The organism is Actinoplanes sp. NPDC048988 (genome assembly GCF_043197815.1).
Classification (GTDB): domain Bacteria; phylum Actinomycetota; class Actinomycetes; order Mycobacteriales; family Micromonosporaceae; genus Actinoplanes.
On the sequence record NZ_JBICTW010000001.1, the window covers coordinates 630,452 to 657,086 of the forward strand.

Sequence of the window (26,635 nt, forward strand, 5' to 3'; positions counted from 1 at the left end):
GGACGGGCATCGGTTGACTACCGTCACGTCTGGTCCGTCCTAATACCCCGCGAAAGGTGATGCCATGCGCAGGTTCGCCGCCACGGTCGCCACGCTGACTCTGGCCACCGGCCTGCTCGCCGGATGCTCCAAGGACGGCCCGGACGACACGCTCGACGACTTCCTGAGCGGCTGGCGCGGCAACGACCTGAGCAAGGTCGGCTTCGTCAGCGCGGCCGGCGGCAAGCTCGCCTCGGCCGACGTGCAGGCCCAGCTCAAGGAACTCACCGGCGAGCTGGTGAACGCCAAGATGACGGTCACCAAGACCGGCGAGGCGAAGACCACCGGCGACGACGCGACCCACCCGATCAAACTCGAGTGGCAGCTGCCGGGCGACGTCATCTGGTCGTACGAGAGCACGGTCCGTCTCACCAAGAAGAACACCGACGGCTGGTCGGTGGTCTGGGAGCCCGCGCTGGTCCAGAGCGACCTGGTCGCCGGCGACAAGGTCCGGCTCCGGCGCCTCCCCTCGACCCGGGCCAGCATCCTCGACGCGGCCGGACAGCCCATCGTCACGGCCCGCGAGGTGGTGACCATCGGCGTCGTCCCGCAGAACATCGCCGACCTCCCGAAGCTGCAGAAAGACCTGGCCACCGCGCTGGCCAAGGTCGGCGTGACGGTGGACATGGCCGACTTGGCGACCCGGGTGAAGGCCTCCGACCCGGGCGCCTTCGTCGACGTGGTCACCCTCCGCCGCCCCGACTATCTCAAGATCCGCAACCAGGTCCGCCCGCTGAAGGGCACCCAGTTCCAGGAGGCGACCCGCGACCTGGCCCCGACCAGGGCCTTCGCCCGCGCTCTGCTCGGCACGGCCGACCAGGCGACCCGCGACGACATCGACGAGAACCCGAAGACCATCAGCCAGGGCGACATAGTCGGCCACGGCGGCCTGCAAGAGAAGTACGACACGACGCTGCGCGGCACACCGGGCCTGTCGGTGGTCGTCGCCCGCCCGACCTCCGAGGCCGACGACACCCCCAAGGACACCGAGATCTTCACGTCGAAGCCGGTGGCCGGCAAACCGATCAAGACGACGATCGACGTGAAGACCCAGCTGGCGGCCGACCAGGCCCTGGCCTCGATCAAACAGCCGAGCTCCCTGGTCGCCGTCAAAATCAGCGACGGCTCCGTCCTGGCCGTGGCCAACGGCCCCGACGGCGGCACGGTCGACACGGCCCTCACCGGTCAGGTCCCACCCGGGTCGACCTTCAAGGCCGTTTCCGCGTACGGGTTGTTGCAGCGCAAGGCGGTGACGGCCGACACGACGGTGGCGTGCCCGGCGAAGGCGACGGTGGCCGGCCGGGAGTTCAAGAACGCCGACGGCGAGGTCCTGGGCAACGTCCCGTTCCACGTCGACTTCGCGAAATCGTGCAACACGGCGTTCGTGGCTCTCGCCCCGAAACTGACCGCCGAGGGCTTGCAAAAGGCGGCGAGCGACCTCGGCCTGGGTGCCAAGTGGGACCTGGGAGTGGACGCGTTCAGCGGCAAGGTCTCCCCCGCCGCCACCCCGACCGAACTGGCCGCCGCCACGTTCGGCCAGGGCGCCACCGCGGTGAGCCCGGTAGCCATGGCCGGCGCCACCGCGGCGATCGCCCGGGGCCAGTTCAAGCAGCCGAGGCTGGTGGTGGACCCGGCCCCCGCGGCCCCCGCCGCCGACGGCCCGAAGCTGGACGAGGCGGCGGTGACCCCGCTGCGCCAGATGATGCGCGAGGTGGTGACGGCCGGCACCGCAACGGCTTTGAAGTCGGCCCCGGGAGGCCCGGTACAGGGAAAGACGGGAACCGCCGAGTTCGCCGAGACCACCGAGGACACCCACTCGTGGTTCATCGGATATCAGGGCGACGTGGCCTTCGCCGTGATGGTCCAGAAGGGCGGCGCCGGCTCGGAAGCAGCGGTCCCCGCGGTGGACCGCTTCCTGCGAGCGCTGGCGAAGTAGTCAGGCGATGTCGGCCGGCGTGCCCTGACCGGGGCCGAGGCCAACCTCGAACGCCGGCCGCTGGGCCGGCAGGGAGAAGTTGTCCGGCGCCGGCTCCTCGCTGATTCGCGGGCGCAGCATGCCGGGCCGGGTCGCGGGCAGCGGATCGGAGTCCAGCAACGGCGCCTGCCCCAGCGGCCTCGGCACCAGCCGCGCCGCGGCCGCCGGCTCGGCCTCGAACTCGGGCTCGGCGTCGAACTCAGGTTCGAGGTCAGGTTCCGCCTCGACGTCCGCCGCGGCCTCGGAATCGGCGCGCTCGGCCTCATCGGCGGGGCCGTCGTCTCCGTCGCCTCCGGAGACCTCGATGAGATCGGCACTATCAGAGGTCTCGGGCGGGGCGTCCTGATCAACGGGGTCGGCGACATCGGACAATTCGGCGAACTCGACCGGGCCGTCCCGATCCGCGATATCAGTGGGCTCGGGGTTGGCGGGCTCGGCCGGCTCGTCGTCGCCCGCTTCCCGATCGTCGTCCTCCGGAGCCTCGTCCGGGGTCTCCTGATCGGGATCGCGAGGCAGGGGCGGTGTCTCGGCGCCCTCCGCCACGGCCAGGATCGTCGTGGCCGGGACCGCGGACTCGTCCAGGGCGTCATCCGGGCCGGCCGACATGCCGGCGGCGGCCAGCGTCACGCTGTCGGCGGCGGCCCTCGCTCGGCGGTGCTCCCACTCGATGGAGGCGGTCGTGCTGTCGATGTCGGCCCGGGCGGCGACCAGATCGGGGCGCGGGGTCACGTTGTGGGCGACCTCGAGGCCCGACACCACGGCGTTGGTGATCTCCGAGGCGTAGCGGCCGTCGGGGTCGTAGTCGGGGTCGAAGACGGTGATCTCGACGCCCAGGCAGTGCGGGGACTCGACCAGGCCGGACAGCAGGATCTCCAGCTCGGGGAACGCGATGCCGCCGGGGGAAGGGGCGTCCACGGCCGGCATCACGGCCGGATCCAGGACGTCGACGTCCACGTGGACCCAGTAACCGGCGCAGTCGACCAGCTGATCTCGGGCCCACTGGGCGCTCCGGGCCGCACCCTCGGCCCGCAGGGCCGTCACCGGGCGGGTGACTATGCCGGCGGCCTGAAGGTCCAGGCGGTACTCGTCCTGGGCACGGATGCCCAGGACCACCACGTCCACGTCGCGGAAGTACGGGCGGCGGCTCTCTATCGCGGCCAGGTCGGCCTGGCCCCGGCCGGTCACCAGGGCCAGGTCCTCGCCGGCGGCGGCACCCACGTAGGAAGCGTTCCCGGGGTGGCGGAAGTCGGAATGGCCGTCCACGAAGACCAGGCCTATGCGGCCGCCGACGGCCTCGCCCAGGCGGTGCATCGCCACGCCCGAGCCGAGCAGGATGGAGCAGTCGCCGCCCAGGACCACCGGGAACTCGCCGGCGTCGAGGATCGCGCCGATGCGGTCGGCCAGGGCCCGGGAGTACGCCGCTATCTGTTGCGCGTGGGCCACGCCGTCGCCCGGGCGCCAGTCGCCCGGGTCGTACCTCGGCGGGGTCAGGCAGCCCGCGTCGCGGGCGGCCAGCTTGGTGATCAGGCCCTTGTCGCGGAGCGCTCCGGGCGCCTTGGCGCAGCCCGGCACCGACGTCTCGGTCGGCGGGCGCAGACCGAGATTGGACGGTGCGTCGAGGACAGCGATGCGGCGCACGGAGCGGCTCCCCTGCCTAGAAGAGGGCGCTGGCCAGGGCGCGCCGGGCGCCGGCCACCGCGGGATCGTCGGGACCGGCCACGCTGAACAGCGAGAGCAGGTGCTTGCGTACGGCGTCCCGGTCGTCGCCCGCCGTGCGCTTGACCAGGGCGACCAGGCGCGCGTAGGCCTTGTCGGCCTGGCCGCTGAGCACCTCGATGTCGGCCGCCAGGCGCTGGGCGTCGACGTCGTCGGGGGACTCGTCGGCCTTGGCCAGCGCGGCCGCCGGGTCGGCGCCCTGGATGCGGCGGTAGAGCTCGACCTGGGCCAGACCGGACTCGGCGGCGGCGTCCTGCGGGGACTCGGCCAGGATTTTCCGGTACGCCGCCTCGGCCTCGTCGAGGTCGCCGGTCATCAGGGCGTCGTCGGCCGCGTCGAGCCGCGGGTCCTCGGCCTGCTGCACGGCTACGCCGCCGGCCTTGAGCACCGCGTCCACGTACTGCTTGACCTGGGACTCGGGAAGCACGCCGGTGAAGCCCTCGACGAGCTGGCCGCCGACCACCGCGACCACCATCGGGATGCCCTGCACGCGCAGCGCCTGAGCGAGGCGCGGGTTGGCGTCCACATCGACCTTGCCGAGCACCCACGAGCCGCCGCCGGCCTGGGCGAGCCGCTCCAGGATCGGGGACAGCTGCTTGCAGGGCTCGCACCAGTCGGCCCAGAAGTCGAGGATGACCGGCGTCGCGAGCGAACGCTCGAGGACGGCCGACTGGAAGTTGGCCTCGGTGACGTCGATGATCGTCTCGGGGCCGGCACCGCCGGGCAGCCCGCCCGGGATGGCGCCGGGAGGCGGTCCGCCGTGCGCGTCTGCCTGGGTGTCGGCGGGGGCAGCGGGGCGGCTCGGCGCCGGAGAGGGCGCGCGCAGCGCGCTGAGATCGACCGCGCCGCGGGTGAAGATCGACGGAGTGGTCCGTGGGTCGCTCATGGTTACCTAGTCTCGCACGCTGACAAGGCGCTCCGCCGCGCCGCGGCGGGCCTGATATCGGACGTCACAGCATAACGGATGAGTTATCCTTTTAGTATGCCGTCGCTGAATCCCGAGAAGCTTCGGGCCGACTCGGCCCGGGTGCGCGAATTGATGCTCTCGGTCGCCCGCGAGCGGCTGCGCAACGGCGACGTCACCCTGCCGATGAACGCCATCGCCAAAGAGGCCGGCGTGGGCGTCGGCACCGCGTACCGGCACTTCGAGAGCCATCAGGTGCTGCTCGAGGCGCTCGCCGCCGACAGCTTCGCGGCGCTGGTGTCCGACGCCCGCGCCGCCGAGCGCGACACCGACCCGGCGACCGGCTTCGCCCGGATCATGCGCGCCGGGCTCCGGCTGATGCTGGCCGATCCCGCGCTGGCCGCCGTCATGCAGAAAAGCGACTTCGCCTGCACCGAGACCCGGGAGCTCAGCGCCGAACTGTTCGAGGCGTTCGGCACCGTGCTCGCCCGGGCCCGGGCCGCGGGCGCGGTCCGGCCCGACATCACCGGCGACGACCTGCGCCGGCTGATGTGCGGTGTGCAGCACGCCGTCCGCGCCGGTGGCGACGACGCGGCGGAGCGCTACCTCGGCGTACTCCTGGAAGGTCTTCAGAACCGGGCCGGCTCGCGGTAGATGCCCCACTCCTGTTTGAGCGCGTCGCAGATCTCCCCGAGGCTAGCCTCGGCTCGCGCCGCGTCGAGCATGGCCGGGATCATGTTGTCCCCGCTGCGGGCCGCGGCCAGCATGCGGTCGAGGGCGTCCTTCACGCGTACCGGATCACGCCCGGCCTTCCTGGCCCCCAGCTCCCGTTTCTGCACCACCTCGACCTCGTGGGAGACCCGCAGGATCTCCAGCTCCTTGGCCACCGTGCCGGTGTGGGCGTTGACGCCGACGATCCGCTTCTCGTTCTTCTCCAGCGCCTGCTGGTAGACGAACGCCGCCTCGGCGATGTTGGCGGTGAACCAGCCGTCCTCGATACCGCGCAGGATGCCGGCCGTGATGCTGCCGTCGTGACCGAGATCGCGGATGCGGGTGAAGATCTCCTCGGCCTCCGCCTCGATGCGGTCGGTCAGCTCCTCGAGATACCAGGAGCCGCCGAGCGGATCGGCCACGTTGATCACGCCGGTCTCCTCCATGAGGACCTGTTGCGTACGCAGCGCGATCTCGGCCGACTCGTCGGTGGGCAGCGCCAAGGTCTCGTCGAGCGCGTTGGTGTGCAGCGAGTTAGTGCCGCCCAGGACCGCGGCGAGCGCCTCCACCGCCGTACGGACGACGTTGTTGACCGGTTGTTGTGCCGTCAGGGAGACGCCGGCCGTCTGCGTGTGGAACTTCAGCCACAGCGCCTTTTCGCTGGTCGCGCCGTAGTCGTCGCGCAGGTGCCGCGCCCAGATGCGGCGGGCGGCGCGGAACTTGGCGATCTCCTCGAAGAAGTCGATGTGCGCGTCGAAGAAGAAGCTCAGCCCGGGCGCGAACTGGTCGACGTCGAGCCCGCGGCTGAGCCCGAGCTCGACGTACCCGAAGCCGTCGGCCAGCGTGTACGCCAGCTCCTGGGCGGCGGTCGAGCCGGCCTCACGGATGTGGTAGCCGCTGACCGACAGCGGCTTGTACTTCGGGATCTCGCGGGCGCAGTACTCCATCAGGTCGCCGATGAGGCGCAGGTGCGGCTCGGGCTGGAAAAGCCACTCCTTCTGAGCGATGTACTCCTTGAAGATGTCGGTCTGCAGCGTGCCGTCGAGCTTGTGGATGTCGGCGCCCTGACGTTCGGCGGCCACCAGGTACATGCAGAAGATCGGCACGGCCGGGCCGGAGATCGTCATGCTGGTGGTCGTCTTCTCGAGGTCGATGCCGTCGAAGAGCACATCCATGTCGGCCGCGGAGTCGATCGCCACCCCGCAGTGCCCGACCTCACCGAGCGACTGCGGGTCGTCGGAGTCGCGGCCCATCAGCGTCGGCATGTCGAAGGCGACGCTGAGGCCACCCCCGCCGGCGGCGAGGATCATCTTGTAACGCTCGTTGGTCTGCTGCGCGTTGCCGAAGCCGGCGAACTGCCGGATCGTCCAGGTGCGCCCGCGATAGCCGGTGGGATAGAGGCCCCGGGTGTACGGGAACTCGCCCGGCCAGCCGATGCGGTCGAACCCGGGATAGGCGGCGCCCGCCGGCGGCCCGTAGACGGGGTCGACCGTGGCGCCGGACAGGGTGGTGAAGTCAGCGTCGCGCTTGCGGGCGGCGTCGTAACGGCGCTGCCACCGCTCGCGTCCGGCCTCGATGTCGGCTGCGTCCATGCGCACCATCCTAGGGGCAAACCTGAACGATCCCTAAGGCTCTCTTCGCTCGAAGATCCAGGCCTGCGGATCGCCCTTGCGGTACAGCATCTTCATGACCAGCGGGAACATCGCGTCCCGGATCATCGACCCGATCGGCCCGGCGGTCTTCGAACTGCCACTTCTCTTCCCGTACGCGACCACGCGCTCGACCCGGGCACGACGGCGCCGCTCGTATTCGGCCAGCGAAGCACTCCGCCCCAGCGCCACCGCGTCCTCGATCGCCATCGACGCGCCCTGACCCGAGGACGGCGAGACGGCGTGGGCGGCGTCGCCGACGAGCACGACCCGCTCGCTGTGCCACGCCGGCACCCGGGGCAGGTCGTCGGTGTTCCACGGCCCGAGCGCCACGTCGGTGGCCCGGATGATCGCCGCGGCGGGCAGATCGTCACCCTCGAACAGCTCGATCAAGTAGGCCCGCCACTGCTCGGGGGAGAACTCCCCCGGCTCGACCGGCCGCTTGCGGGCCGGATTGGCGAACCACCACACGCGGCCGTCGGGAGCGACACCCCAGCCGAAGAAGGCCCGCCGGCCGAAGGCCATGTGCATCATCCCGGGAGTACGGTCCAGCGGCGCCTCGACCGGCCGGTCGGTGAACCCGCCGGCGTTGAGCAGCCCGAGATAGCGCGGCCGCGGCCCCTCCGGATTGAGCAGTTGCCGGGTCCGCGACCGGAGCCCGTCGGCGCCGACCAGGAGGTCGCCACGCACGTTCGTACCGTCGGCGAACGTCACGGTCACGCCGTCGGGCTCCTCGGTGAAGCCGGTCAGCCGCTTGCCGTGCTCGATCGGGATGCCGCGCCGCCCGGCGGCTCGCCGCAACGCCGCGTACAGGTCAGTTCGCTTGATCGTCGTCGTGACGGTGCCGTCCGGCATGGGGCCACCCAGCGGCACCACGGCCAGCCGCCGCCCCTTGGCGTTGCTCATCGTCAGCCGCGGCGTGGGGAAGCCGGCGGCCAGGATCTCGGCCGGGTCCTCGCCGAGCTCACGGAGGGCCGCGAGGCCGTTGACGGCCACGGTGAGCCAGGCACCCTCCCTCTGGTCGTACGCCTCGTAGACGCGCGGTTGCCAGCCGGCCCGTTGCAGGGCGAGCGCGGTCACGGTGCCGGCGATCCCGCCGCCGGCGATCACTGCGATTCGATTAGTCATACTCTGACTATGCATACTATGACTATGAGGAGTCAACCCCGTACGCTGATCACGTGGCCACCTCCGAACCGCGCCGGTCCACCCTGGGCATGGTGCTGCTGGCGCTGCTCATGGAAGCGCCCATGCACCCCTACCGGATGCAGCAGATGATCAAGGAGCGTGGCCAGGACCAACTGGTCAACGTGGCCCAGCGCAACAGCGTCTACCAGGCCCTCGACCGCCTGGTCCGCGACGGCCTGGCCCGCCCCGGCGGCACGGCACGCGAAGCCGGCCGCCCCGAACGCACCATCTACGAGATCACCGAAGAGGGCACGGCAACCATGCGCCGCTGGCTGACCGGCATGCTGCCGGCACTCGCCCGCGAGTTCCCGGAATTCCCGGCGGCGCTGGCCTTCCTGCCGGTACTGCCCCCGGCCCAAGTCAGGGAACTGCTGGAGAAGCGGGTGAAGGCACTGACGGAGAAGGCGGCCGGAATCCGCGAACAGGCGCCGGCGGGCCTGCCCCGGCTGTTCCTGATCGAGGACGAATACCGGGTAGCCATGCTCGACGCGGAGGTGAAATGGCTCCGCGGAGTGGTGGCGGACTTGGCGGAGGGCTCACTGACATGGAGCGCCGAGTTGATTGCGGAGACGTTGGAGCGGTTCCCGCCTGGCAGTTGAGCGGGGGCGCACAGAGCCGGATGGGGAGGCGCATGCGCGTTGCGCTCGATGGCCGTCCGGCAGGATGCGCCGTTGTACGGCGCGCACCGCCGCACAGCGCGCACCGCCGCACAGCGCACACCGCCGCACAGCGCACACCGCCGCACAGCGCCCACCCACCCCAGGGGGAGCCGCCCGACAGCCATTCTCCCGGAAATCGCCGCGTTCGCGCGGGGCCGCTGTGGACAGCCAGCGCGCTGTGGAAACCGCACGACTGGGCGCGTTTGTGCTACGGCTTGGAAGAGCCAAGGCGGCACGACGAGCGTGAGAGAGACGCGCTGGGCGGCACGACGAGCGTGAGAGAAAGACCCGCTGGGCGGCACGACGAGCGTGAGAGAAAGACCCGCTGGGCGACACGACGAGCGTGAGAGAAAGACCCGCTGGGCGACACGACGAGCCCGGCGGCCGGACAGTCGGGCGGGCGACACAATCAGCCTGGGACGGGACAGTCGGGCTGAGCGGCACAACCAGACCGGCAACCGGACACGCTGGACTGAGCGACACAACCAGCGCGGCAACCAAACAGTCGGGCTGAGCGGCACAACCAGTCGGCCACATGGCGGGCCTGGCCACCAGCAGGGCGCTCGCCGGACCCCGCAGGCGGGCCCGCCCACCGCGCGGGATGAGCGGAGCCGGCGCCGGCCGGGACGGTTTACGCGGTCAGGTCCAACGCGTGGTAGAGGCGGGACGTAGTCGTGTTCAGGTCGGCCAGGCGGGAAGCCGGGACGCCGCTCATCAGGGCCACCCGGCGCTCGCCGGCCGCGCGGCTGAGCAGGACGCCCACCTGGGTCGAGGCGCGTTCCATGACCATCTGGCGGGCCAGCATGGTGCCCGGGTCGGTCTCGTCGACCGTGGGGGCGACCTTGGCCGTGGCCTTCACCGTGTTCACGGCCATGGCCGCGTCGCGGGCCAGGCCGGCGCTGTAGGCGGCCGTACGGTCCACCTGGGCGACCGCCGGCACCGCCGGCATCTCCTGGGTGGGCGCGGTGGCCCGTGGCTGCGTGTCGGCCACCCGGGCGCTCTGCTGCAGGGCGGCGCTCTGCAGGAGCGGGTGCAGGTACGTGGCAGTGGTTCCGGCGACCCGGGGGAAGGTGATCGGCGCAATCATGCTGCACCCCGGATGCTGCCCCTGTGACTCATCATGTCCGCTATCCTTTCCGGCGCTGACCAATTCAGCGTATGCCGGAAATATCGGGACGGCATCGGGCGCACGGGCGAGACGCCGGGCCGTCCGCGCGTGCCGTTTCCGGCAAATCTGCCGTAAGTGCTCAGAGGCCCTTGATCAGCTCATCGGCGGCGGCGTAGGGATCAAGTTCGCCGGCTGCCACGGCCGCGGCCAGCGTGGTCAGCGCGGTTCCCTCGCGCAAGCTGCCGATGCGGGCCCGCAGGGTGCCCAGGGCGATCGCCTCGACCTCGACCGCGGCGCGGCGCTCACGGCGTACCCGCAAATTCTCCGTCTTCTCGAGCCAGTCGCGATGCTTGTCGATGGCCGTGAGCACATCGTCGACGCCCTCGGCCTTGACCGCTGTCGCCTTCACCACCTGGGGACGCCACTCCCCCGCGGCCCGCTCGCCGAGGCCCAGCATGCCCTGAATGTCGCGGTAAGTGGCGTCGGCGCCGGGGCGGTCCGCCTTGTTGATGACGAAGACGTCGGCGATCTCGAGCACGCCCGCCTTGACCGCCTGGATCGCGTCGCCCATGCCGGGGGCCAGCAGCACCAGCGTGGTGTCGGCGAGGGAGGCGATCTCCACCTCGGCCTGGCCGACGCCGACCGTCTCGACCAGGATCACCTCGCATCCGGCGCCTTCCAGGACCCGTACGGCCTGCGGGGTCGCGGCCGAGAGGCCGCCCAGCTGGCCGCGGCTGGACATCGAGCGGATGTAGACGCCCGGATCGGTCGTGTGCTCCTGCATGCGGACCCGGTCGCCGAGGATCGCGCCGCCGGTGAACGGGCTCGACGGGTCGACCGCCAGCACGCCGACCCGGCGGCCCGCCTTGCGCAGGGCGCGCACCAGCTCGTTCGTCGTCGTCGACTTGCCGACGCCCGGTGAGCCGGTCAGGCCGATGATCTGGGCATGACCGGCGTACGGGGCCAGCGCCGCCGCCACCTCGGGCAGCGCCGGATCGCCGTTCTCGACCAGGCTGATCAGCCGGGCCACCGACCGCGGGTCCCCCGCGCGCGCCTTTTCGACAAGCGTGGGGACGTCACGGGATCTGCTCAAGGCGCCACCTTGATGATCAGCGCGTCGCCCTGGCCACCGCCGCCGCAGAGGCCGGCCGCGCCGTAACCGCCGCCGCGCCGGCGCAGCTCGAGGGCGAGGGTGAGCACCAGGCGGGCGCCGGACATGCCGATCGGGTGGCCGAGCGCGATCGCGCCGCCGTTGACGTTCACGATCTCGTCGTCGACCTTGAGCTCGCGCATCGACTGGATCACCACCTGGGCGAAGGCCTCGTTCATCTCGATCAGACAGAGATCGTCGACGGTGAGGTGGGCCTTGTCCAGGGCGTGCTTGATCGCGTTGGCCGGCTGGGACTGCAGTGAGCTGTCGGGGCCGGCCACGTTGCCGTGCGCGGTGATCTCGGCGAGCCAGTTCAGGCCCAGCTCCTCGGCCTTGGCCCGGCTCATCACCACGACCGCGGCGGCCCCGTCGGAGATGGGCGACGAGCTGCCCGCGGTGATCGTGCCGCCGGCGGCGAAGGCCGGGCGCAGCCGGGACAGCGACTCGGCGGTGGCGTCCGGGCGTACACCCTCGTCGGTCTCGACGATCGGGTCGTCGGCGCGCTGGCCGGTCTTGACCGGCACGATCTCCTCGGCGAAGCGGCCCTCGCGCTGGGCGGCGGCCGCCCGCTGGTGGCTCTGGGCGGCGAAGGCGTCCTGCTCGGCGCGGGTGATGCCGAGCTTGACGCCGCTCCGCTCGGTCGACTCGCCCATCGAGATCCCCTCCCAGGGATCGACCAGGCCGTCGTACGCCGTGTGGTCGCGCACCAGAACGTCGCCGAACTTGGTGCCCTGACGCTGGTTCATCAGCAGGTGGGGCGCGTTGGTCATCGATTCCATGCCGCCGGCCACCACGATGTCGAACTCGCCGGCCCGGATCAGCTGGTCGGCCAGGGCGATCGCGTCGAGGCCGGACAGGCACACCTTGTTGACGGTGACGGCCGGAGTGGTCATCGGGATGCCGGCGGCCACCGCGGCCTGCCGGGCGGTGATCTGGCCGGTGCCGGCCTGCAGCACCTGCCCCATGATCACGTACTGCACCTGGTCGGGGCGCACGCCGCCGCGATGGAGGGCGGCTTCGATGGCGGCACCGCCGAGGGCCGTGGCCGATACGCTCTTGAGGTTGCCGAGCAGGCGCCCCATCGGCGTCCGGGCTCCACTCACGATCACCGAGCTGGTCACGTCATTGTTCCCATCTTGAAAGGCGACTGAACGTGCGTTCAGGCAACACTAATAGAATGACATCTCTTCCACCTACTGTCGCCGAGCCCGACAATCTCACAGCGCCCGAGATCGGCCTGCTCCGCATCGACCACGTCGGCATCGCCGTCGCCGATCTCGACGCGGCAATAGCCTTCTACGCCGGCAACTTCGGCCTGCGCTGTGTGCACGAGGAGACGAACGAGGAACAGGGCGTACGGGAGGCCATGCTCGCCGTGGGTGACGGCAGCGGCCCGCGGCTGCAGCTGCTGGCGCCGGCCCGGCCCGACTCGGCGATCGCCAAGTTCCTCGACCGCAACGGGCCCGGCCTCCAGCAGCTCGCCTACACGGTGGCCGACGTCGAGGCGGCCTCGGCCGCCCTGCGGGCGCGAGGACTGCGATTGCTGTACGAGACCCCGAAACGCGGCACCGCCGGGTCGCGGATCAACTTCGTTCACCCGAAGGACGCTGGAGGCGTTTTGGTGGAGTTGGTCCAGCCTGTCAGTCCTTCGGATGAATCATCCTGACGTCGGAGCCTCCGCCTGGCAGGATCGGAGGGACACGGACGGCACTCTCCCGCATCGCGGATGAGCAGCGACACCCACACCGAACGGGTGGGTTTCGGGCAGCTCAAAGGTGATCTAACGTGTCCTTTCCGATGCCCGCCCGCTCTTGCGTGGCCGGGGTGTCTTCGCCAGGATGGCCCAATGCCCCAGCAGCAGGATCAAAACTTGGCATTCTTCGACGGCGCGAACTCTCAGCACGACTTCACGGTGGTGCTGCGGGGTTATGACCGCGGGCAGGTGGACGCCCACCTCGGCCGGCTGGTCGCCGCCATCAATCAGTCGACGCAGGCCGGCGCCGAGGCCGAGCAGCGGATGAACGACGCGCAGCGCCGTCTGCGCCAGGCCGAGCAACGGCTGGTCGCGCTCGAGCAGAAGCTCGCCGACAGCAACAAACTGCTGGAAGAGAACAATCGGCCGACGCTCTCCGGGCTGGGCACCCGGGTCGAGCAGATCCTGCGGCTGGCCGAGGAGCAGGCGAACGATCACCGTAGCGAGGCCAAGCGAGAGTCCGAGGGCATCCTCTCCGCGGCGCGCCTCGAGGCTCGGGAGATCACCGACAAGGCGCGGGCCGAGGCGGCCGCGATGAAGGCGACCGCCGAGCGTGAGGCCGGCCAGGTCCGCACCCACGCCGAGCGCGAGGCGGCCGAGGCCCGGGTGCAGGCCCGCCGCGAGGCCGACACGCTGCGCTCCGACGCCGACCGTGAGACCAAGCAGCTGCGCACGGTCACCGCGCACGAGGTGGCCGAGCTCAAGTCGACCGTCGAGCGTGAGGTCGCGTCGCTGCGCGCCACCGCCGAGCGCGAGATCACCCAGCTGCGGGCCAAGGCGTCGCGCGAGGCCGAGGAGAAGCGGGCCGAGGCGACCAAGCTGCTGACCGACGCGCGCGACAAGCGTGACAAAGATCTCCAGGCGCTCGCGCTCGAGATCGCCGAACGGCGCGAGAAGGCCGAGCGCGAGGAGTCGCAGCGGCACGCGGCCCAGGTGAGCGCCACCCAGAAGATGGTGTCCGAGGCCGAGGAGCGCGCCCGCGCCGCCGAGGACCGGGCCAAGGAGATCGAGCAGCGCGCCGAGCAGCGCCGGGTCGAGTCCGAGCGCAACGCCGCCGAGACCACCGAAAAGGCCCGCGCCCTGTCGGAGAAAACGGTCAGCGAGGCCCGCGCCGAGTCGCAGCGCCTGCTCAGCGAGGCCCGTACTGAGGCGGAACTCACCACGCAGGCCGCCAAGCGCGAGGTCGAGGACCTGACACGCCAGAAAGACGCGGTCACCAACCAGCTCGGCCAGATGCTCTCGGGCCTCTCGGGCCTGGTGCCGGGCGTCGGCGCGGCCAAGCCGGCCGAGGCCGCGGCCGCCTCTCCCGCGGCTACTCCGGCCGCCGCTGTGGCGGCCGCCGCAGCCGCCGCCAAGGAGGCCGCTCCGGCCCAGCGAGCTGCGGAAACGCCCGAGCCGGCCGAGGCCGAGACCAAGCCGGAGCCGGCCAAGACCAACTGAGTCCTCAGCCCTTTCCCAGGCCTTCAGCGGTTGCGCGCCTTGCGCGGGTGCGCAACGGTTGTAGCCGGCCGGTGGGCGACTTCTTCAAGATCGACACGGGCCGTACCGGGGTTGCTCCGGTACGGCCTCACTCGTTCTCGCGCGTAGTCTGCTTTGCCAGTCGGCTCAGACAAATCACAACTAGACGCATAGTCCGGCCAGGTGGGTGTGTATCCCCCCGAGGCCCAGCAATGCGTATGTGAGGATGGACAGCATGTCGCACGGCGAAATCTTCGGTCTCGGCTCTGACGCGGCTACCGAACCCAGCTTCGAGACCGCCCTCCGCGGTTATGAGAAGAAGCAGGTCGAGCGGTACGTCGCCCGCGCCGAGAACGAGATCGCCGCGCTGGCGGCCGAGCGCGAGCAGGCGTACACGCAGATCCAGGCCATGTCGGCCCAGATCGAGCGGCTCCAGCAGGAAGCGGTGCAGGCGCGCCGCCAGGGCGGCATCGGCGCCGAGGCCTCGTTCCGCCACCTCGGCCCCCGGGTCGAGCAGATCCTGGCGCTGGCCGAGGAGCAGGCCGAGGCGATCAAGCAGTCCGCCACCGACGACATCGCGGCCCGGCTGGCCGAGGCCGAGCGGGTCCGGGCCGAGGCCGAGGCCCACGCCCACAACGGCATCCGTGACTTCGAGATCGCGCTGGCCGCCCGCCGCGCCGAGGAGGAGCGGGCCGACGCCGCCAAGCGCGCCGCCACGGAAAAGGCGCTGGCCGCGGCCCGGCAGAGCGCCGAGCAGATGCGGGCCGAGGCCGAGACCACGCTGGCCCGGGCGCGGGCCGAGGCCCAGCAGCACACCGAGCAGACGGCGCAGCAGGCCCACCGCGTGCGCACCGAGGCCGACGGCTACGCCCAGTCCACCCGCATGCAGGCCGATCAGGAGATCAAGGCGCTGCGCGACAAGACCCAGCAGGAGATCAACGCGCAGCGGGCGGCGGCCGAGCGCCAGGCCACCGAGCAGCGGGCCGCGCTCGACAACGAGCTGGGCCAGAAGCGCGCGGCCGTGGCGCAGGAGCTGACCCAGACGCGCGCGGCCGTCGAGAAGCAGTGCGCCGACCTGCGCAGCGAGGCCGACAAGTACGCGGAAGAGGTGCTGCGCCGCTCCGACGAGCAGGCCACGGCCGTCCGCAACGAGATCGCCGGGCAGCAGGAGAAGATCGCCGAGGCCGGCCGCGAGCTCGAGACGGCCAAGGCCAAGGTGGCCGAGGCCGAGCGGGAACTGGCGGCCGCGCAGGAGCGGGCCCGCGCCGGCGCCCAGGAGGCCGACCAGGTGCACCAGAGCCTGGCCGAGGCCCGCAAGGAGCTCGAGGCCGAGCTCAAGCGGGTCGAGGACGCCAAGAAGGCGGGCGAGGCGGCCGAGCGGCACGCGGCCGACGTCCGCCGCCAGGTGCAGAAAGAGGCGAAGCGGGTGGCCGAGCTCGCCGCCGCCGCGGTCCTGGCCGCCGCCGGCTCGTCGGCCGACGACCAGGACGAGCCCGAGCCGGAGAAGTCGGTGGCCGGCGGCCCGGTCGGCTCACACGCCGCCGAAGCACCCACCGGCGCACCCACTGGCGCTCACGCCGCCGCGTCCGCCCCCGCACCCACCGGCGCTCACGCGGCCGAGGCGCCCGGCAAGGTCACGGCATCGGCCAAGGTCACCGTCCCGCCGTCGACGCGGGTCGGCGCGGACGTCGACTGAGCCCGTCAGGGGCGAGGCCGGCACGAACAGCGCCGATCGGCGCCGACAGCGCAGATCGGCGCGAGCAACGCGGGCAGGCACGGCAGCGCAGATCGGCGCGGTCCGGCGCGAGCAGCGCGGTCCGGCGCGAGCAGCGCGGGCAGGCGTGAGCAGTGCGGGCCGGTGCGGGGGCTGATGTGCTCGCCCCCACGTTCTCCGCGGTGGCGGTCGTTGCGGTGCGGCGATAGCGTCGCGGCCGAGACATGTGCGGCCGGCAACAGGTAGGACCCGGCTCACCCACCACAGTGGAGGAACCGGGTGGCGCAAGAGACCGAGCCGGCGGCGGAGCCGATAGAGCCCGAGGTACCCGAGCATCGCTTCGGGCGGCCCGGCCCGCCCCTGGACAAGCGGAACCCGTTCATGATGGGCCTGCTCGGCGGGTTCGGTGTGCTGCTGGCCTGGGCGATCTTCCTGGGCATCCGCAACGCGGCGTCCATCCTGGTGCTGATCTTCATCGCGCTGTTCCTGGCGATCGGCCTCAACCCGGCGGTCACCCGGCTGCGCAAGTGGGGTCTGCCCCGCGGGCTGGCCGTGACCGTCGTGGCGCTGGCCGTGGTCGGCCTCATCGCCGGTGGCATCATCGCCCTGATCCCGCCGCTGGTGAGCCAGACCACCCAGCTGGCCGACAATCTTCCCGACTACATCCAGCAGCTCCAGCGCAACGAGACCGTCAACGAGCTCGTCCAGCGCTACGACATCGTCCACCGGGTGAGCACCGCGCTCGACACCGGCACCGTCACCAACGCCCTCGGCGGCGTGGTCGGCGCCGGCCGGATGATCGCGGGCACGCTGTTCAACGTGCTCACGGTCCTGGTGCTGACGATCTACTTCATGGCCTCGTTCGACCGCATGCGCGAGACGGCGTACTCACTGGTCCCGGCCTCCCGCCGGGTCCGGGTGCGGCTGCTCACCGACGAGATCCTGACCAAGGTCGGCGCGTACATGGTCGGCGCGATCTCGATCGCCGTGCTGGCCGGCGCCAGCAGCTGGCTGCTCGCCGTCATCCTCGGCCTCGGCTACCCGTTCGCCCTGGCCGTCGTGGTCGCCGTCTGTGACCTCATCCCGCAGATCGGCGCCACCCTCGGCGCGATCGTCGTGAGCCTGGTCGGCTTCGCCTCGTCGCTGACCGCCGGCATCGTCTGCATCGTGTTCTTCATCGTCTACCAGCAGGTGGAGAACTACGTGATCTATCCGAACGTCATGCGGCGCTCGGTGAAGGTCAGCGACGTCGCCGCCGTGGTCGCCGCCCTGCTCGGCGTCGCCCTGTTCGGCGTGGTGGGCGCGCTGGTCGCGATCCCCATGGTGGCCGGCGTCCAGCTGATCGTGCGCGAGGTCGTCCAGCCCGGCCAGGAGGCCCGCTGACCGGGCGGTACAACTTTGTACCGCGTTTGCCGAGGGCCCGATTACGGTCGAGCCATGAGCCCACGACCCCTCGCGGACCCCACTGTGGGGGAACGCATCCGGGCCCGCCGCCTGCTGCGCGGGTGGAGCATCCGGTACGCGGCGAGCCGCGCCGGGATCTCGCATGCCACCTGGGGGCGCATCGAACGGGGGCTGCAGGCGGCGAACAATCGTTTCGTGCTGGCCGACATCGCCGAGGCCCTGGAGTGCTCCTCCGGCGACCTGGCCGGCATCGCGGTCCCCGGCACCGACCGGGCGGCCGCCGCGACCCGCGCCGGGGTGCAGGCCCTGCGGACCGCGTTGATCGACATCGACCTGAGCGAGCCGGGCGCCGGCGAGGCGCCGCCGATGGCCGAGCTCGACCGGGTGCTGTCGCTGGTCGACACGCTGCGCCAGGCGTGCGACTACGCCGGCACGATGCGGCTGCTGCCGGGCCTGCTCCGCCATCTGCACGCCGAGACTGCCGGCCCCGACCGCCGGCGGGCGCTGCGGCTGCTGTGCGAGGCGGCCTTCATAGCCTCGTCGGTGCTGCGCAACCTCGGTCATCCGGGCGACGCCTGGCTGGGCGCCGAACGCTGCCGCGACGCGGCCCGGGCGACCGACGACCCGGTGCTGCTGGCGTACGCGGCGTACGCGCTGGCCACGGCCGCGACCGCCAGCGGCTCGTACCAGCGGGGACAGACGCTGGCCGAGCGGGCGGCCGACGGCCTGCGCCGGCATCTGAGCCGGCCGGGCGGCAGCGAGATCCTCGGCTCGCTGCTGCTCATCTCGGCCAAGGCGGCCCGGGGCCGCGGCCACCCGGAGGACAGCGAGTCGTGGCTGGCCGAGGCCCGCAGCCTGGCCCGGCGCACCGGCGAGACCACGACCATGGGCCTGTTCTTCGGGCCGACGAACGTCGACATCTGGCAGATCAGCATCGAGGTCAACGCGGGCGATCACGCCCTGGCCGCCGAGGTGGCCCGGCAGGCGTCGCCGACGGTGATCGCGGCCGGCTTTCGCCAGGTCTTCTACTACGCCGACACGGCGCGGGCCCTGGCCCGGATCCCCGGCCGCGAGCGCGAGGCGGTCCGCTACCTGCTCACCGCCGAGCGGATCGCCCCGCAGCACGTGCACACCACGGCCGACCTGCGGCTCACCATGCAGGCGCTGCTCGAGCAGACCGGCGCCTCCGAGTTGCGCGGCCTTTCCGAACGGCTGTGGACGCCCTAGGAGCGGAAGGCCGAGGTCGTACGGTCGGCGTAGGCGCTCATGTCGCCGGTCTCCATGGGCCCGTCCCAGGTACGCGGGAGCGGCAGCGGCACGGCGGGCGCGACCCGCTTCACGATCTCGTCGAGCACCGTCTCGGCGTCACCGACCCACAGGTGCTTGGCGCCGTCGACCGGCACGACCTCGCACTGCGGCACCGCCGCGAACCGCTCGGCGGCCTCGGCCGGGCGCAGGTAGTCGTCGAACTCCGGGATCAGCGCCGTGACCGGCTTGTCGGATTTCGCCCACGCCTCGAGGTGGCCGGGCTGCGAGAAGCGCAGCGGCGGCGACAGCAGGATGGCGCCCTGAACGGCCGGGTCGAGGCCGTGCATGAGGGTCAGGTCGGTGCCGAACGACCAGCCCACCAGCCAGATGTTCGGCAGGTCGGCGAACTCCGCGTACTCGATGGCGGCGGCCACGTCGTACTTCTCGTCGACGCCGGCCGAGAAGGAACCCTCGCTGGTGCCCCGGACGCTGCTGGTGCCGCGGGTGTTGAAGCGCAGCACCGCGACCCCGGCCAGCGCGGGAAGCCGCCAGGCGGCCTTGCGGAAGACGTGGCTGTCCATCATCCCGCCGTGTGTCGGCAGCGGGTGCAGGCAGACCAGCGTCGCCACCGGCTCCCCGTCGAGGGGGCGGGCCAGCTCACCGACCAGGGTGAGGCCGTCGGCGGTCTGCAACTCGATGTCCTCCCGGTGGGCGGGAAGGATCGAGTTGGCGCGGATCTGGTTGCTCATAAGACAGCCTTCAGTCGAGCTAAGGGCGGCGGTGGGGTGGTTGGACGGGCTTCAGTCGAGCTAAGGGCGGCGGTGGGGTGGTTGGACGGGCTTCAGTCGAGCTAAGGGCGGCGGCGGGGTGGTTGGACGGGCTAACCATAACGAGGGGCGTTGCGGGAGCGCTCCACGCCCGGAAAGCGCCGGTCCCTCGCCTTCCAGCAGCCCGTGTGCCAGTGCCGGCGGTCGGATTCGTCGCCGCGGCCGTCGATCGGCCAGGCCACCACGTGGGCCACACCCGGGCGGATCTCCTGGAGACATCCCGGGCAGGTGTACGACTTCACGGCCGCCCCGCCGAAGATGGACCGGACCATCCACTCGCCGTCCTGCCACTGCTGGACGCCCTCGATGCCCTTGCGGACCCGCTCGTCGGTCAGCTGGCGTGGCTCGTCGGAGCCGTCACGGCGGCGCGGGCGGTTGCGGCGGGGACTCACGACATCAAGCCTACGGTGAGGTACTGACTCGCCGGTAACATCGGTCATAGACTGCCGACCATGACCGCTACTCGCGTGCCCGGCATCCCGGTCGTCGAAGACGGCGTGCTCATCTCCACCAACCCGGCCACCGGCCACGAGGCGGGCCGCGTGCCGGTCTCGGACGCCGCCGCGGTCGGCGCCGCCACCGCCCGGGCCGGGGAAGCCGGCCTCTGGTGGCAGTCCCTCGGGTTCGACGGGCGCCGCGAGCGGCTGCTGCGCTGGCGGTCGCTGATCGCCCGCCGGGTCGAGGAGCTGGCCGAGCTCACCGGCCTCGAGGCGGGCAAGCCGCGGGCCGACGCGGTGGTCGAGGCGGCCGGCGCCGTCGAACACCTCGACTGGATGGCCCGCCACGCCAAGAGTGTCCTGGGGCCGCGGCGCACCTCGAGCCGGCTGATCCTCATGGAGCACTCGGGCCACCTCGAATACCAGCCGTACGGCGTGGTCGGCGTGATCGGCCCCTGGAACTATCCGATTCTCACCCCGATGGGCCCGATCGCCGGGGCGCTGGCGGCCGGCAACGCGGTCGTCTTCAAGCCGAGCGAGTACACGCCGATCGTCGGCCAGTGGCTGGTCGACACGTTCGCCGAGGTGGTGCCGGAGCATCCGGTGCTCCAGGCGGTGCACGGGCTCGGCGACGTCGGCGCCGCGCTGTGCCGCTCCGGCGTCGGCAAGGTCGCCTTCACCGGCTCGACCGCCACCGCCAAGAAGGTGCTCATTGCCTGCGCCGACAACCTGGTGCCGGCGGTCATCGAGGCCGGTGGCAAGGACGCCATGATCGTCGACGAGGACGCCGACGTGGACGCGGCGGCCGAGGCCGCGGTCTGGGGCGCGATGACCAACGCCGGCCAGACCTGCATCGGCATCGAGCGGGCGTACGCGGTCGCCCCGGTCTACGACGCCTTCGTGGCGGCCGTGGTGGAACGGGCCGGCAAGCTGCGCACCGGCGAGGAGATCGGCCCGATCACCATGCCTAAGCAGATCGACATCATCCGCGACCACATCGAGGACGCGCTGGCCAAGGGCGGCCGGGCGGTGCTCGGCGGCGCCGGGGCCGTGCAACCGCCGTACGTGGCTCCGACGGTTTTGATCGATGTTCCGGCCGACTCCCGCGAGATGCGCGAGGAGACGTTCGGCCCGACGCTGACGATCACCAAGGTCGCCGACGCGGAGGAGGCGCTGCGGCGGGCCAACGACACGGCGTACGGCCTCGGCGGCTCCGTCTTCGGGAAGAAGAACGCCGTGCGCCTCGCCCGGCGGCTGCGCTCGGGCATGGTCGCGGTGAACGGCGCGCTGACCTTCTCGGGCATGGGCACCCTGCCGTTCGGCGGGGTCGGCGACTCCGGCTTCGGCCGCATCCACGGCGAGGACGGGCTGCGCGAGTTCGCCCGGGCCAAGGCGATCACCGTGCGGCGGGGGCCGTCGCTGCTGCCGGCGATGACCTTCGAGCGCACGTCGTCTCAGCTCGGGACGATCATCAGGGCGTTGAAGATTCTGTACGGGCGTAAGTGAGCTAGGGTCCTCGACGTGGAAGCGGTCGAGGTCGAGGGCCTGCACGCCGGGTACGGGGCCACGCCGGTGCTGGTCGACGTCACCCTCACCGTGCCGACGGGTCAGGGTGTCTGCGTGGTCGGCGAGAACGGTGTCGGCAAGTCCACCCTGCTGCGCTGCGTCAGCGGCCTGCAAGAGGTGGAAAGCGGCAAGATCACGGTCTTCGGCGGGGATCCCGGCGCGACCCCCGAGTTCTGGCGGGCCGTCGTCACCACCGTCGAGCCCCCGACCTGGTACCCGGGCCTGACCGCCCGCGAGCACGCCGAGCTGGTCTGCCGCGCCCACGGCCAGGACCCGGCCGAGGCCGGCATCGACGAGGCGCTGGAACGTTTCGGCCTGGCCAAGCACGCCGACGCCATCCCGCCGTCGCTCTCCTCCGGCCAGAAGCAGCGGCTCGTGCTGGCCATCGCCCTGCTGCGCCCGAGCTCGCTGCTGATCCTCGACGAGCCCGAGCAGCGCCTCGACCGTGAGGGCCGGGCCGACGTGGCCGGCCTGCTCGCCGAGTACATGGCCGGCGGCGGTTCGCTGCTGATGGCCAGCCACGACGACGACTTCGCGATCGCCTCGGGCGCGGCGATCACCACGATGGAATCGCTGAGCGCGGTCGCCGGATGACCACGGTTCCCCTCGCTCCCGTACGCCGCTGGATCCTCCGCACCCAGTCCGCGCACCGGGAGCGCGGCGCCACCCTGAGCAGCCTCTACATCGGCGCCCTGACCGTCGCCATCATCGGCGGCATGCTGCACCGGCAGCTGGCCGAGGTCTTCTGGCCACCCCACCCGGACGCCTCCGGCCTGGCCGGCGCCTCGCTCACCGCCCTCTGTTACGGCCTGCTCTACCTGGCCCTGCGCCGCTTCGGCCCGCTCGCCCTGAGCCGGGCCGCCGCCTCCTGGCTGCTGACCGCCCCGGTGAGCCGCCGGGGCCTGCTGATGCCGTCCCTGCGCATCGCCGCCGCCGTCGCCGCGGTGATCGGCGCCCTGGCCGGCGTGGCGATCGTCGGCCACACCGCCCCGCGCACGCTGATCGGCGACGAGATCGCCCTGCTCATCGCCGGCGGTGCGCTGCTCGGCCTGGTCCTGCTGCTGGTCGCCGCGGCCGCCCAGTCCGGCGGCCGCTGGGGCGCGGCCGTGGACACGCTGATGAGCCTGGTCTTCGCGGCCGGTTTCGCCGGCCTGGTCGTCGACACGACCCTCGACCAGCCGGTCGCGGTGACCGCCTGGCCCCCGGCGCCGACGCTGGTCCCCCTGGTCGCGGGCGTCGCGGTGGTGGTCGTGGTCATTCTCGCTCTGGTCGTACGAGGTCTCGCCCGCACGCCGAGCGATCACATCCTGGACGCCTCGCGCACGGCCGGCACCCTGTTCGACACGGCCTTCGGCATGGAGCCCTCGTTCCTGACCGACATGATCGAACGCCGTTACTGGGCCGGCCGCCGGCTGCGCTCGATCACGCTCCCGTCCCGCCTGCCGGTGCTGGTGGCCCAGGACATCATGCTGACGCTGCGCCGGCGCCGCCGCCTGGTGTGGCTGGTCTTCGCGGCCGCCTTCCCGCTGCTGCTGGGCAACGCGCCCGGCTGGGTGCTGGGCACGGCCGTCCTGCTCGGCACGCTGATCGCGGCCATGACCGCCACCGGCAACGTCCGTACCGACGCCGGCAACGCGGTCCTGCTGCGCCTGCTGGGCCTCTCCTCCCGCCAGGCGGTGCTCCAGCGCCTGTGGATCCCCGGCGTGCTGGCCGCCGTGTGGTCGGCCGTGGCCCTGACCGCCCTGGACCTGTTCGGCGACCTGCCTTCCGGCCCGTGGTGGGCTCTCGGCCTGGCTCTGGGCCCGGTCGGCGCGGCCGCGGCCGTCCACCGCGCCCGGGCCGGCTTCGTCCGCAACGACCTGCTGCCCCTGGACACCCCGATGGGCACCCTCTCGACGGGCCCGCTGGTCAACGCGGTGATGGGCCCCGACATGCTGCTGCTGGGCCTGCCGGCCCTGGTCGAGATCGCTCAGGGCAACCCCCTGTCACCGACGACGGTCCTGGTCCAGGCGGTGGTCGGCGTCATCGGCGCCCGCGCCTACCTGTCCGGCACGACCGACACGAACCGCACCGAATTGCACCGCTAGCCGGCCGCCATGTCGGCTTCCCAGAAGCCGCGTGTGTCGACGTTCGGCGGCATCCGCCAGCTCCTCCAGCTCCGCGATCTCCTCGTCGGCGAGCTCGATCCCGCGCGCGCGGGCCAACCCGTCGAGGTAACCCACCTTCGTGACGCCGACGATCGGGGTGGTTCCCTTGGCGATGGCCCACGCGGTGGCGACGTCGGCGGCGGACGCGTCCCGGGCCGCGCCGACCTCACCCCTCCGGTCCGTCAGCGCCCGCAGCTGCGGTACAGCAGGCTGTAGTGGTTCTGGACCGTCTCCACACCCAGCAAACCCCGGCGGCCGGCCACCCGAGGTGGATCGCGTTCATAGGGGCACCATCTCGGCCCCCTGCGCACTAGAAGAGGGTCAGCTCGTCGCGTTCCATGCCGCGCAGCTTGTCGTAGTCGACGACGACGCAGCGGATGCCCCGGTCGGTGGCGAGGACGCGGGCCTGGGGCTTGATCTCCTGGGCGGCGAAGACGCCCTGCACCGGGGCCAGCAGCGGGTCGCGGTTCATCAGTTCGAGGTAGCGGGTCAGCTGCTCGACGCCGTCGATCTCGCCGCGGCGTTTGATCTCGACGGCGACCGCCTTGCCCTCGGCGTCGCGGCAGAGCAGGTCGACCGGGCCGATCGCGGTCATGTACTCGCGGCGGACCAGGGTCCAGCCCTCGCCGAAGGTCTCCGGGTGGGCCGCCAGCAGCTCCTGCAGGTGGGCCTCGACGCCGTCCTTCTGCAGGCCGGGATCGACCCCCAGCTCGTACGACGTGTCCTGGAAGATCTCCTCCAGGGTGATCCGGAGCTCCTCGCCGGCCTTGTTGACGACCTTCCACACGCCGGGCTGCTCGTGCAGCTTGCAGGGTGGGCTCATCCAGTTCAGCGGCTTGTAGGCGCGGTCGTCGGCGTGGATGGAGACCGAGCCGTCGGCCTTGACCATCAACAGCCGGATGGCCGGAGGCAGGTGGGCGGACAACCGTCCGACGTAGTCGACGGAGCACTTCGCGATGACCAGGCGCACCCGGGAACCGTACCGGAAGGCGTTGTTGGCGCCCCAATGCCATCCTGGAGGTGTGCTCGAAGCGCTCACCGGCACCGGCCTGGCGGCATCCGCCGGATTGAATGCCTACATCCCCCTGGTGACCATGGGCCTGCTGGCCCGGTACACCGACCTCATCGATCTTCCCTCCGGCTGGGGCTGGCTCGCCAACGGCTGGACCCTGCTCATCCTCGCGCTGCTGCTGGCCATCGAGGTCGTCGCCGACAAGGTCCCCGTCGTCGACCACGTCAACGACGTCGTGCAGACCGTGGTGCGTCCCACCGCCGGCGGTCTCGCCTTCGGTGCCGGCTCGGCCTCCGAGACCGTCACCGTCAGCGACCCGGGCTCGTTCTTCGGCTCGCATCAGTGGGTGCCGATCGCGGCCGGCGTCGTCATCGCGCTCTGCGTGCACGGCGTGAAGGCCGCCTCGCGGCCCGTCGTGAACACGACCACTGCCGGTTTCGGCGCTCCGGTGGCCAGCACGGCCGAAGACATCGGCAGCGTTCTGATGTCCGTTCTGGCCATCGTCTTGCCCATCCTGGTCCTGGTAGGACTGCTGTTGATCGTGATCGGCGGCTTCTGGGTGGTGCGTCGCCGCCGTCACAAGAGGGCGAAGCGCACACAACTGTCGGGTTCCGGCACACCGCACTCGTTTGGTTGACTCTCGGGGTGCCCGCGATCGCCGTTCCCGTCTTCGCTCTCGCGTGGTGGGCCGCCTGCTATCTGCTCGGCCGCGACCCGGTGCGGCGACCGGCGGCCCGGGCGGCGGCCGCGCTTCTGGCGTACGCGGCCGGGGTGGCCGTGTGGACGGTCGAGCCCGACTCGCTGGCGGCCCAGGTTCTGTTCTGCGCGCCGGCCCTGCTCTGGGCCGGCACGGCGGTGGCGATGCTGCCGCCGGCGCTGCCCGAGCGGCGGCAGATCGATCTCGGCTGGATGGTGCTCTCGGCCGCTTTCCTGATCACCGTGGTGGCGTTGCCCGAGGCCGGGCGGCTGGTGGTGCTGGCTCCGCTGGCCGGCGGGGTGGTGCTGCTCTGGCGGTTCCGTGACCAGGTGCGGCCGCCGATGTTGCCGGCCGCTTTCACCGTGGCGGCCGCCCTCTACGGGGTGGCGCTGACCGCGCTGCTGCTGCCGGTCAGTCTGGGCGTGCCGATCCTGGTGGTCGCGGCGCTCGGGCTCGACCTGCTGATCCTGGGTTTCCTGGTCGCGGTGAACGACGCCATGCTGGCCGGCGAGCGGCTGCGTCCCGACCTGATCCGATCGGTGCTGGGCGCCCTGGCCGGCATCGTGCTGCTCGGCGGCCCGGCGGCGCTGACGATGATCGCGGTGGACTCCGGTGCGGTCCGCATTCTCCAGTTCGCTCTGGTGGCTGTCGTGATGACGCTGGCCGGACTGTCCGGGGCGGTGCAGAGGGCGCTGAACGCGATCGCGTTCCGTGGCGACAGCCGGTTGCGGGCCGAACGGTCGGGCCTCTTGATGAGAGTCGAAGCGCTTCCGAGACACCGGCCCCTGACCGAGGCGTCCGAGGAGGACTTCCGGCTTTTCACCCAGCAGGCCCTGGACAACTTCGGCGACCTGGGCCGGCTCATGCGCAGCCCGCTGACCGGCCTGCCCACGATCGACAGACGGCTCACCTCCGATCAGCGGGCCTTGCGGCTGCGGGCGGTGCTGCACGAGGGCGTCGACCGGCTGCGGCCGGCCGGGGAGTTCGACACGACGGACGCCTGGCGCGTCTACAACGCACTGCATTACTGCCTGGTGCTCGGCCTGAACCCGTACGCCCGCCGGCCGAACACGGACGGCCTGGACCGGGACGCCCGGCGGGCCGTGGATTGGATGCGCCGGAAGGTGCCACGCCGCACGCTGCGCCGCTGGCAGGAGGAGGGCGCCGCGGTGATCGCGACCCGGCTACGGGCCGACCTGGCGGGGGAAAAGCCCCGGTGGAGTGTGCGGACCGCACCGACACGCAGCACATGATTGTCCGTTTCGTAGGTAAA

23 protein-coding genes and 1 pseudogene are annotated in these 26,635 nt (G+C 71.7%); 13 read left to right on the plus strand and 11 right to left on the minus strand.

The genetic code is table 11. The annotated features are described in order from the left end of the window. Positions 1–64 precede the first annotated feature (64 nt). Positions 65–1,975 carry a penicillin-binding transpeptidase domain-containing protein gene (locus ACGFJ7_RS02995; protein ID WP_392640525.1) on the plus strand — a complete coding sequence of 637 codons (1,911 nt, stop codon included), beginning with the start codon at positions 65–67 and terminating at the stop codon, positions 1,973–1,975. A gap of 782 nt (positions 1,976–2,757) precedes the next feature. Here ACGFJ7_RS02995 and ACGFJ7_RS03000 read toward each other — a convergent pair. Both ACGFJ7_RS03000 and ACGFJ7_RS03005 read right to left on the minus strand, forming a co-directional pair. After that, positions 2,758–3,652, minus strand: a pseudogene (locus ACGFJ7_RS03000) (arginase family protein); the annotation flags it as partial. A 16-nt stretch (positions 3,653–3,668) separates the two neighbouring features. Next, positions 3,669–4,616 carry a tetratricopeptide repeat protein gene (locus tag ACGFJ7_RS03005; RefSeq protein WP_360242427.1) on the minus strand — a complete coding sequence of 316 codons (948 nt, stop codon included), beginning with the start codon at positions 4,614–4,616 and terminating at the stop codon, positions 3,669–3,671. Between the two features lie 96 nt (positions 4,617–4,712). On the opposite strand from ACGFJ7_RS03005, the gene ACGFJ7_RS03010 reads away from it, so the two are divergent. After that, entirely contained in the window at positions 4,713–5,288 is a 576-nt protein-coding gene (locus ACGFJ7_RS03010) for a helix-turn-helix domain-containing protein (protein ID WP_360242430.1), read from the plus strand. Here the strand turns inward: ACGFJ7_RS03010 and ACGFJ7_RS03015 are convergent. Both ACGFJ7_RS03015 and ACGFJ7_RS03020 read right to left on the minus strand, forming a co-directional pair. After that, a complete protein-coding gene (locus tag ACGFJ7_RS03015; RefSeq protein WP_360242433.1) occupies positions 5,264–6,937 on the minus strand; it encodes a methylmalonyl-CoA mutase family protein in 1,674 nt (557 codons plus the stop codon). The two genes, ACGFJ7_RS03010 and ACGFJ7_RS03015, sit on opposite strands and share 25 nt — an antisense overlap. A 33-nt stretch (positions 6,938–6,970) precedes the next feature. Then, positions 6,971–8,122 (minus strand): FAD-dependent monooxygenase, encoded by a 1,152-nt coding sequence (locus ACGFJ7_RS03020; RefSeq protein WP_360242436.1) that lies wholly within the window; start codon positions 8,120–8,122, stop codon positions 6,971–6,973. A gap of 53 nt (positions 8,123–8,175) precedes the next feature. Here ACGFJ7_RS03020 and ACGFJ7_RS03025 point away from each other — a divergent pair, with 53 nt between their 5' ends. Next, entirely contained in the window at positions 8,176–8,781 is a 606-nt protein-coding gene (locus tag ACGFJ7_RS03025; protein WP_392640528.1) for a PadR family transcriptional regulator, read from the plus strand. Positions 8,782–9,472: 691 nt separating this feature from the next. Here the strand turns inward: ACGFJ7_RS03025 and ACGFJ7_RS03030 are convergent. From ACGFJ7_RS03030 to ACGFJ7_RS03040, 3 genes are all read right to left on the minus strand, one after another. Next, a complete protein-coding gene (locus tag ACGFJ7_RS03030; protein ID WP_360242442.1) occupies positions 9,473–9,928 on the minus strand; it encodes a hypothetical protein in 456 nt (151 codons plus the stop codon). A 160-nt stretch (positions 9,929–10,088) separates the two neighbouring features. Then, positions 10,089–11,042: a methylmalonyl Co-A mutase-associated GTPase MeaB gene (gene meaB, locus ACGFJ7_RS03035; RefSeq protein WP_360242445.1), complete on the minus strand. Its 954-nt coding sequence runs from the start codon at positions 11,040–11,042 to the stop codon at positions 10,089–10,091. Beyond that, positions 11,039–12,220 carry an acetyl-CoA C-acetyltransferase gene (locus tag ACGFJ7_RS03040; protein WP_360242448.1) on the minus strand — a complete coding sequence of 394 codons (1,182 nt, stop codon included), beginning with the start codon at positions 12,218–12,220 and terminating at the stop codon, positions 11,039–11,041. The genes meaB and ACGFJ7_RS03040 overlap by 4 nt, the downstream gene beginning before the upstream one ends. A 56-nt stretch (positions 12,221–12,276) precedes the next feature. Here ACGFJ7_RS03040 and mce point away from each other — a divergent pair, with 56 nt between their 5' ends. From mce to ACGFJ7_RS03065, 5 genes are all read left to right on the plus strand, one after another. Continuing rightward, complete coding sequence (mce, locus tag ACGFJ7_RS03045; protein WP_392640533.1) at positions 12,277–12,765, plus strand: methylmalonyl-CoA epimerase; 489 nt, start codon at positions 12,277–12,279, stop codon at positions 12,763–12,765. 180 nt (positions 12,766–12,945) lie between these two features. Next, positions 12,946–14,292, plus strand: a complete 1,347-nt coding sequence (locus ACGFJ7_RS03050) for a DivIVA domain-containing protein (RefSeq protein ID WP_360242454.1) — start codon at positions 12,946–12,948, stop codon at positions 14,290–14,292. Positions 14,293–14,545: 253 nt separating this feature from the next. Next, positions 14,546–16,006: a Laminin subunit beta-1 gene (locus tag ACGFJ7_RS03055; protein ID WP_360242457.1), complete on the plus strand. Its 1,461-nt coding sequence runs from the start codon at positions 14,546–14,548 to the stop codon at positions 16,004–16,006. A gap of 297 nt (positions 16,007–16,303) precedes the next feature. Further along, on the plus strand, positions 16,304–17,407 hold the full coding sequence (locus tag ACGFJ7_RS03060) for an AI-2E family transporter (RefSeq protein ID WP_392640537.1): 1,104 nt from the start codon (positions 16,304–16,306) through the stop codon (positions 17,405–17,407). 54 nt (positions 17,408–17,461) lie between these two features. Then, on the plus strand, positions 17,462–18,655 hold the full coding sequence (locus ACGFJ7_RS03065; RefSeq protein WP_392640540.1) for a helix-turn-helix domain-containing protein: 1,194 nt from the start codon (positions 17,462–17,464) through the stop codon (positions 18,653–18,655). On the opposite strand, the gene ACGFJ7_RS03070 is transcribed toward ACGFJ7_RS03065, so the two are convergent. Together ACGFJ7_RS03070 and ACGFJ7_RS03075 are read right to left on the minus strand one after the other, a co-directional pair. After that, entirely contained in the window at positions 18,652–19,425 is a 774-nt protein-coding gene (locus ACGFJ7_RS03070; protein WP_360242467.1) for an alpha/beta hydrolase, read from the minus strand. The genes ACGFJ7_RS03065 and ACGFJ7_RS03070 overlap by 4 nt on opposite strands. Positions 19,426–19,556: 131 nt before the next feature. Next, positions 19,557–19,895, minus strand: a complete 339-nt coding sequence (locus ACGFJ7_RS03075) for a hypothetical protein (protein ID WP_360242471.1) — start codon at positions 19,893–19,895, stop codon at positions 19,557–19,559. Between the two features lie 60 nt (positions 19,896–19,955). On the opposite strand from ACGFJ7_RS03075, the gene ACGFJ7_RS03080 reads away from it, so the two are divergent. The 3 genes from ACGFJ7_RS03080 to ACGFJ7_RS03090 are packed head-to-tail and all read left to right on the plus strand — an operon-like array spanning position 19,956 to position 23,593. Continuing rightward, positions 19,956–21,446, plus strand: a complete 1,491-nt coding sequence (locus tag ACGFJ7_RS03080; protein ID WP_360242474.1) for an aldehyde dehydrogenase family protein — start codon at positions 19,956–19,958, stop codon at positions 21,444–21,446. Between the two features lie 15 nt (positions 21,447–21,461). Next, complete coding sequence (locus tag ACGFJ7_RS03085) at positions 21,462–22,100, plus strand: ABC transporter ATP-binding protein (RefSeq protein ID WP_360242477.1); 639 nt, start codon at positions 21,462–21,464, stop codon at positions 22,098–22,100. Next, a complete protein-coding gene (locus ACGFJ7_RS03090; protein ID WP_360242480.1) occupies positions 22,097–23,593 on the plus strand; it encodes a DUF6297 family protein in 1,497 nt (498 codons plus the stop codon). Before ACGFJ7_RS03085 ends, ACGFJ7_RS03090 begins: the two co-directional genes overlap by 4 nt. On the opposite strand, the gene ACGFJ7_RS03095 is transcribed toward ACGFJ7_RS03090, so the two are convergent. Beyond that, entirely contained in the window at positions 23,492–23,848 is a 357-nt protein-coding gene (locus ACGFJ7_RS03095; protein WP_360243595.1) for an aldo/keto reductase, read from the minus strand. The genes ACGFJ7_RS03090 and ACGFJ7_RS03095 overlap by 102 nt on opposite strands. Positions 23,849–23,963: 115 nt before the next feature. Further along, positions 23,964–24,623: an endonuclease NucS gene (nucS, locus tag ACGFJ7_RS03100; RefSeq protein ID WP_360242483.1), complete on the minus strand. Its 660-nt coding sequence runs from the start codon at positions 24,621–24,623 to the stop codon at positions 23,964–23,966. 52 nt (positions 24,624–24,675) lie between these two features. Here nucS and ACGFJ7_RS03105 point away from each other — a divergent pair, with 52 nt between their 5' ends. Then, a complete protein-coding gene (locus ACGFJ7_RS03105; protein WP_360242486.1) occupies positions 24,676–25,302 on the plus strand; it encodes a DUF4126 domain-containing protein in 627 nt (208 codons plus the stop codon). Between the two features lie 8 nt (positions 25,303–25,310). Next, positions 25,311–26,615 (plus strand): hypothetical protein, encoded by a 1,305-nt coding sequence (locus tag ACGFJ7_RS03110; protein ID WP_392640548.1) that lies wholly within the window; start codon positions 25,311–25,313, stop codon positions 26,613–26,615. Positions 26,616–26,635 lie beyond the last annotated feature (20 nt).

Coding starts and splice junctions, on each gene's coding strand:
- ACGFJ7_RS02995 (WP_392640525.1), top strand. CDS start 65: ATGCGCAGGTTCGCCGCCACGGTCGCCACGCTGACTCTGGCCACCGGC.
- ACGFJ7_RS03005 (WP_360242427.1), bottom strand. CDS start 4,616: ATGAGCGACCCACGGACCACTCCGTCGATCTTCACCCGCGGCGCGGTC.
- ACGFJ7_RS03010 (WP_360242430.1), top strand. CDS start 4,713: ATGCCGTCGCTGAATCCCGAGAAGCTTCGGGCCGACTCGGCCCGGGTG.
- ACGFJ7_RS03015 (WP_360242433.1), bottom strand. CDS start 6,937: ATGGACGCAGCCGACATCGAGGCCGGACGCGAGCGGTGGCAGCGCCGT.
- ACGFJ7_RS03020 (WP_360242436.1), bottom strand. CDS start 8,122: ATGACTAATCGAATCGCAGTGATCGCCGGCGGCGGGATCGCCGGCACC.
- ACGFJ7_RS03030 (WP_360242442.1), bottom strand. CDS start 9,928: ATGATTGCGCCGATCACCTTCCCCCGGGTCGCCGGAACCACTGCCACG.
- mce (WP_392640533.1), top strand. CDS start 12,277: ATGACATCTCTTCCACCTACTGTCGCCGAGCCCGACAATCTCACAGCG.
- ACGFJ7_RS03050 (WP_360242454.1), top strand. CDS start 12,946: ATGCCCCAGCAGCAGGATCAAAACTTGGCATTCTTCGACGGCGCGAAC.
- ACGFJ7_RS03055 (WP_360242457.1), top strand. CDS start 14,546: ATGTCGCACGGCGAAATCTTCGGTCTCGGCTCTGACGCGGCTACCGAA.
- ACGFJ7_RS03065 (WP_392640540.1), top strand. CDS start 17,462: ATGAGCCCACGACCCCTCGCGGACCCCACTGTGGGGGAACGCATCCGG.
- ACGFJ7_RS03070 (WP_360242467.1), bottom strand. CDS start 19,425: ATGAGCAACCAGATCCGCGCCAACTCGATCCTTCCCGCCCACCGGGAG.
- ACGFJ7_RS03080 (WP_360242474.1), top strand. CDS start 19,956: ATGACCGCTACTCGCGTGCCCGGCATCCCGGTCGTCGAAGACGGCGTG.
- ACGFJ7_RS03090 (WP_360242480.1), top strand. CDS start 22,097: ATGACCACGGTTCCCCTCGCTCCCGTACGCCGCTGGATCCTCCGCACC.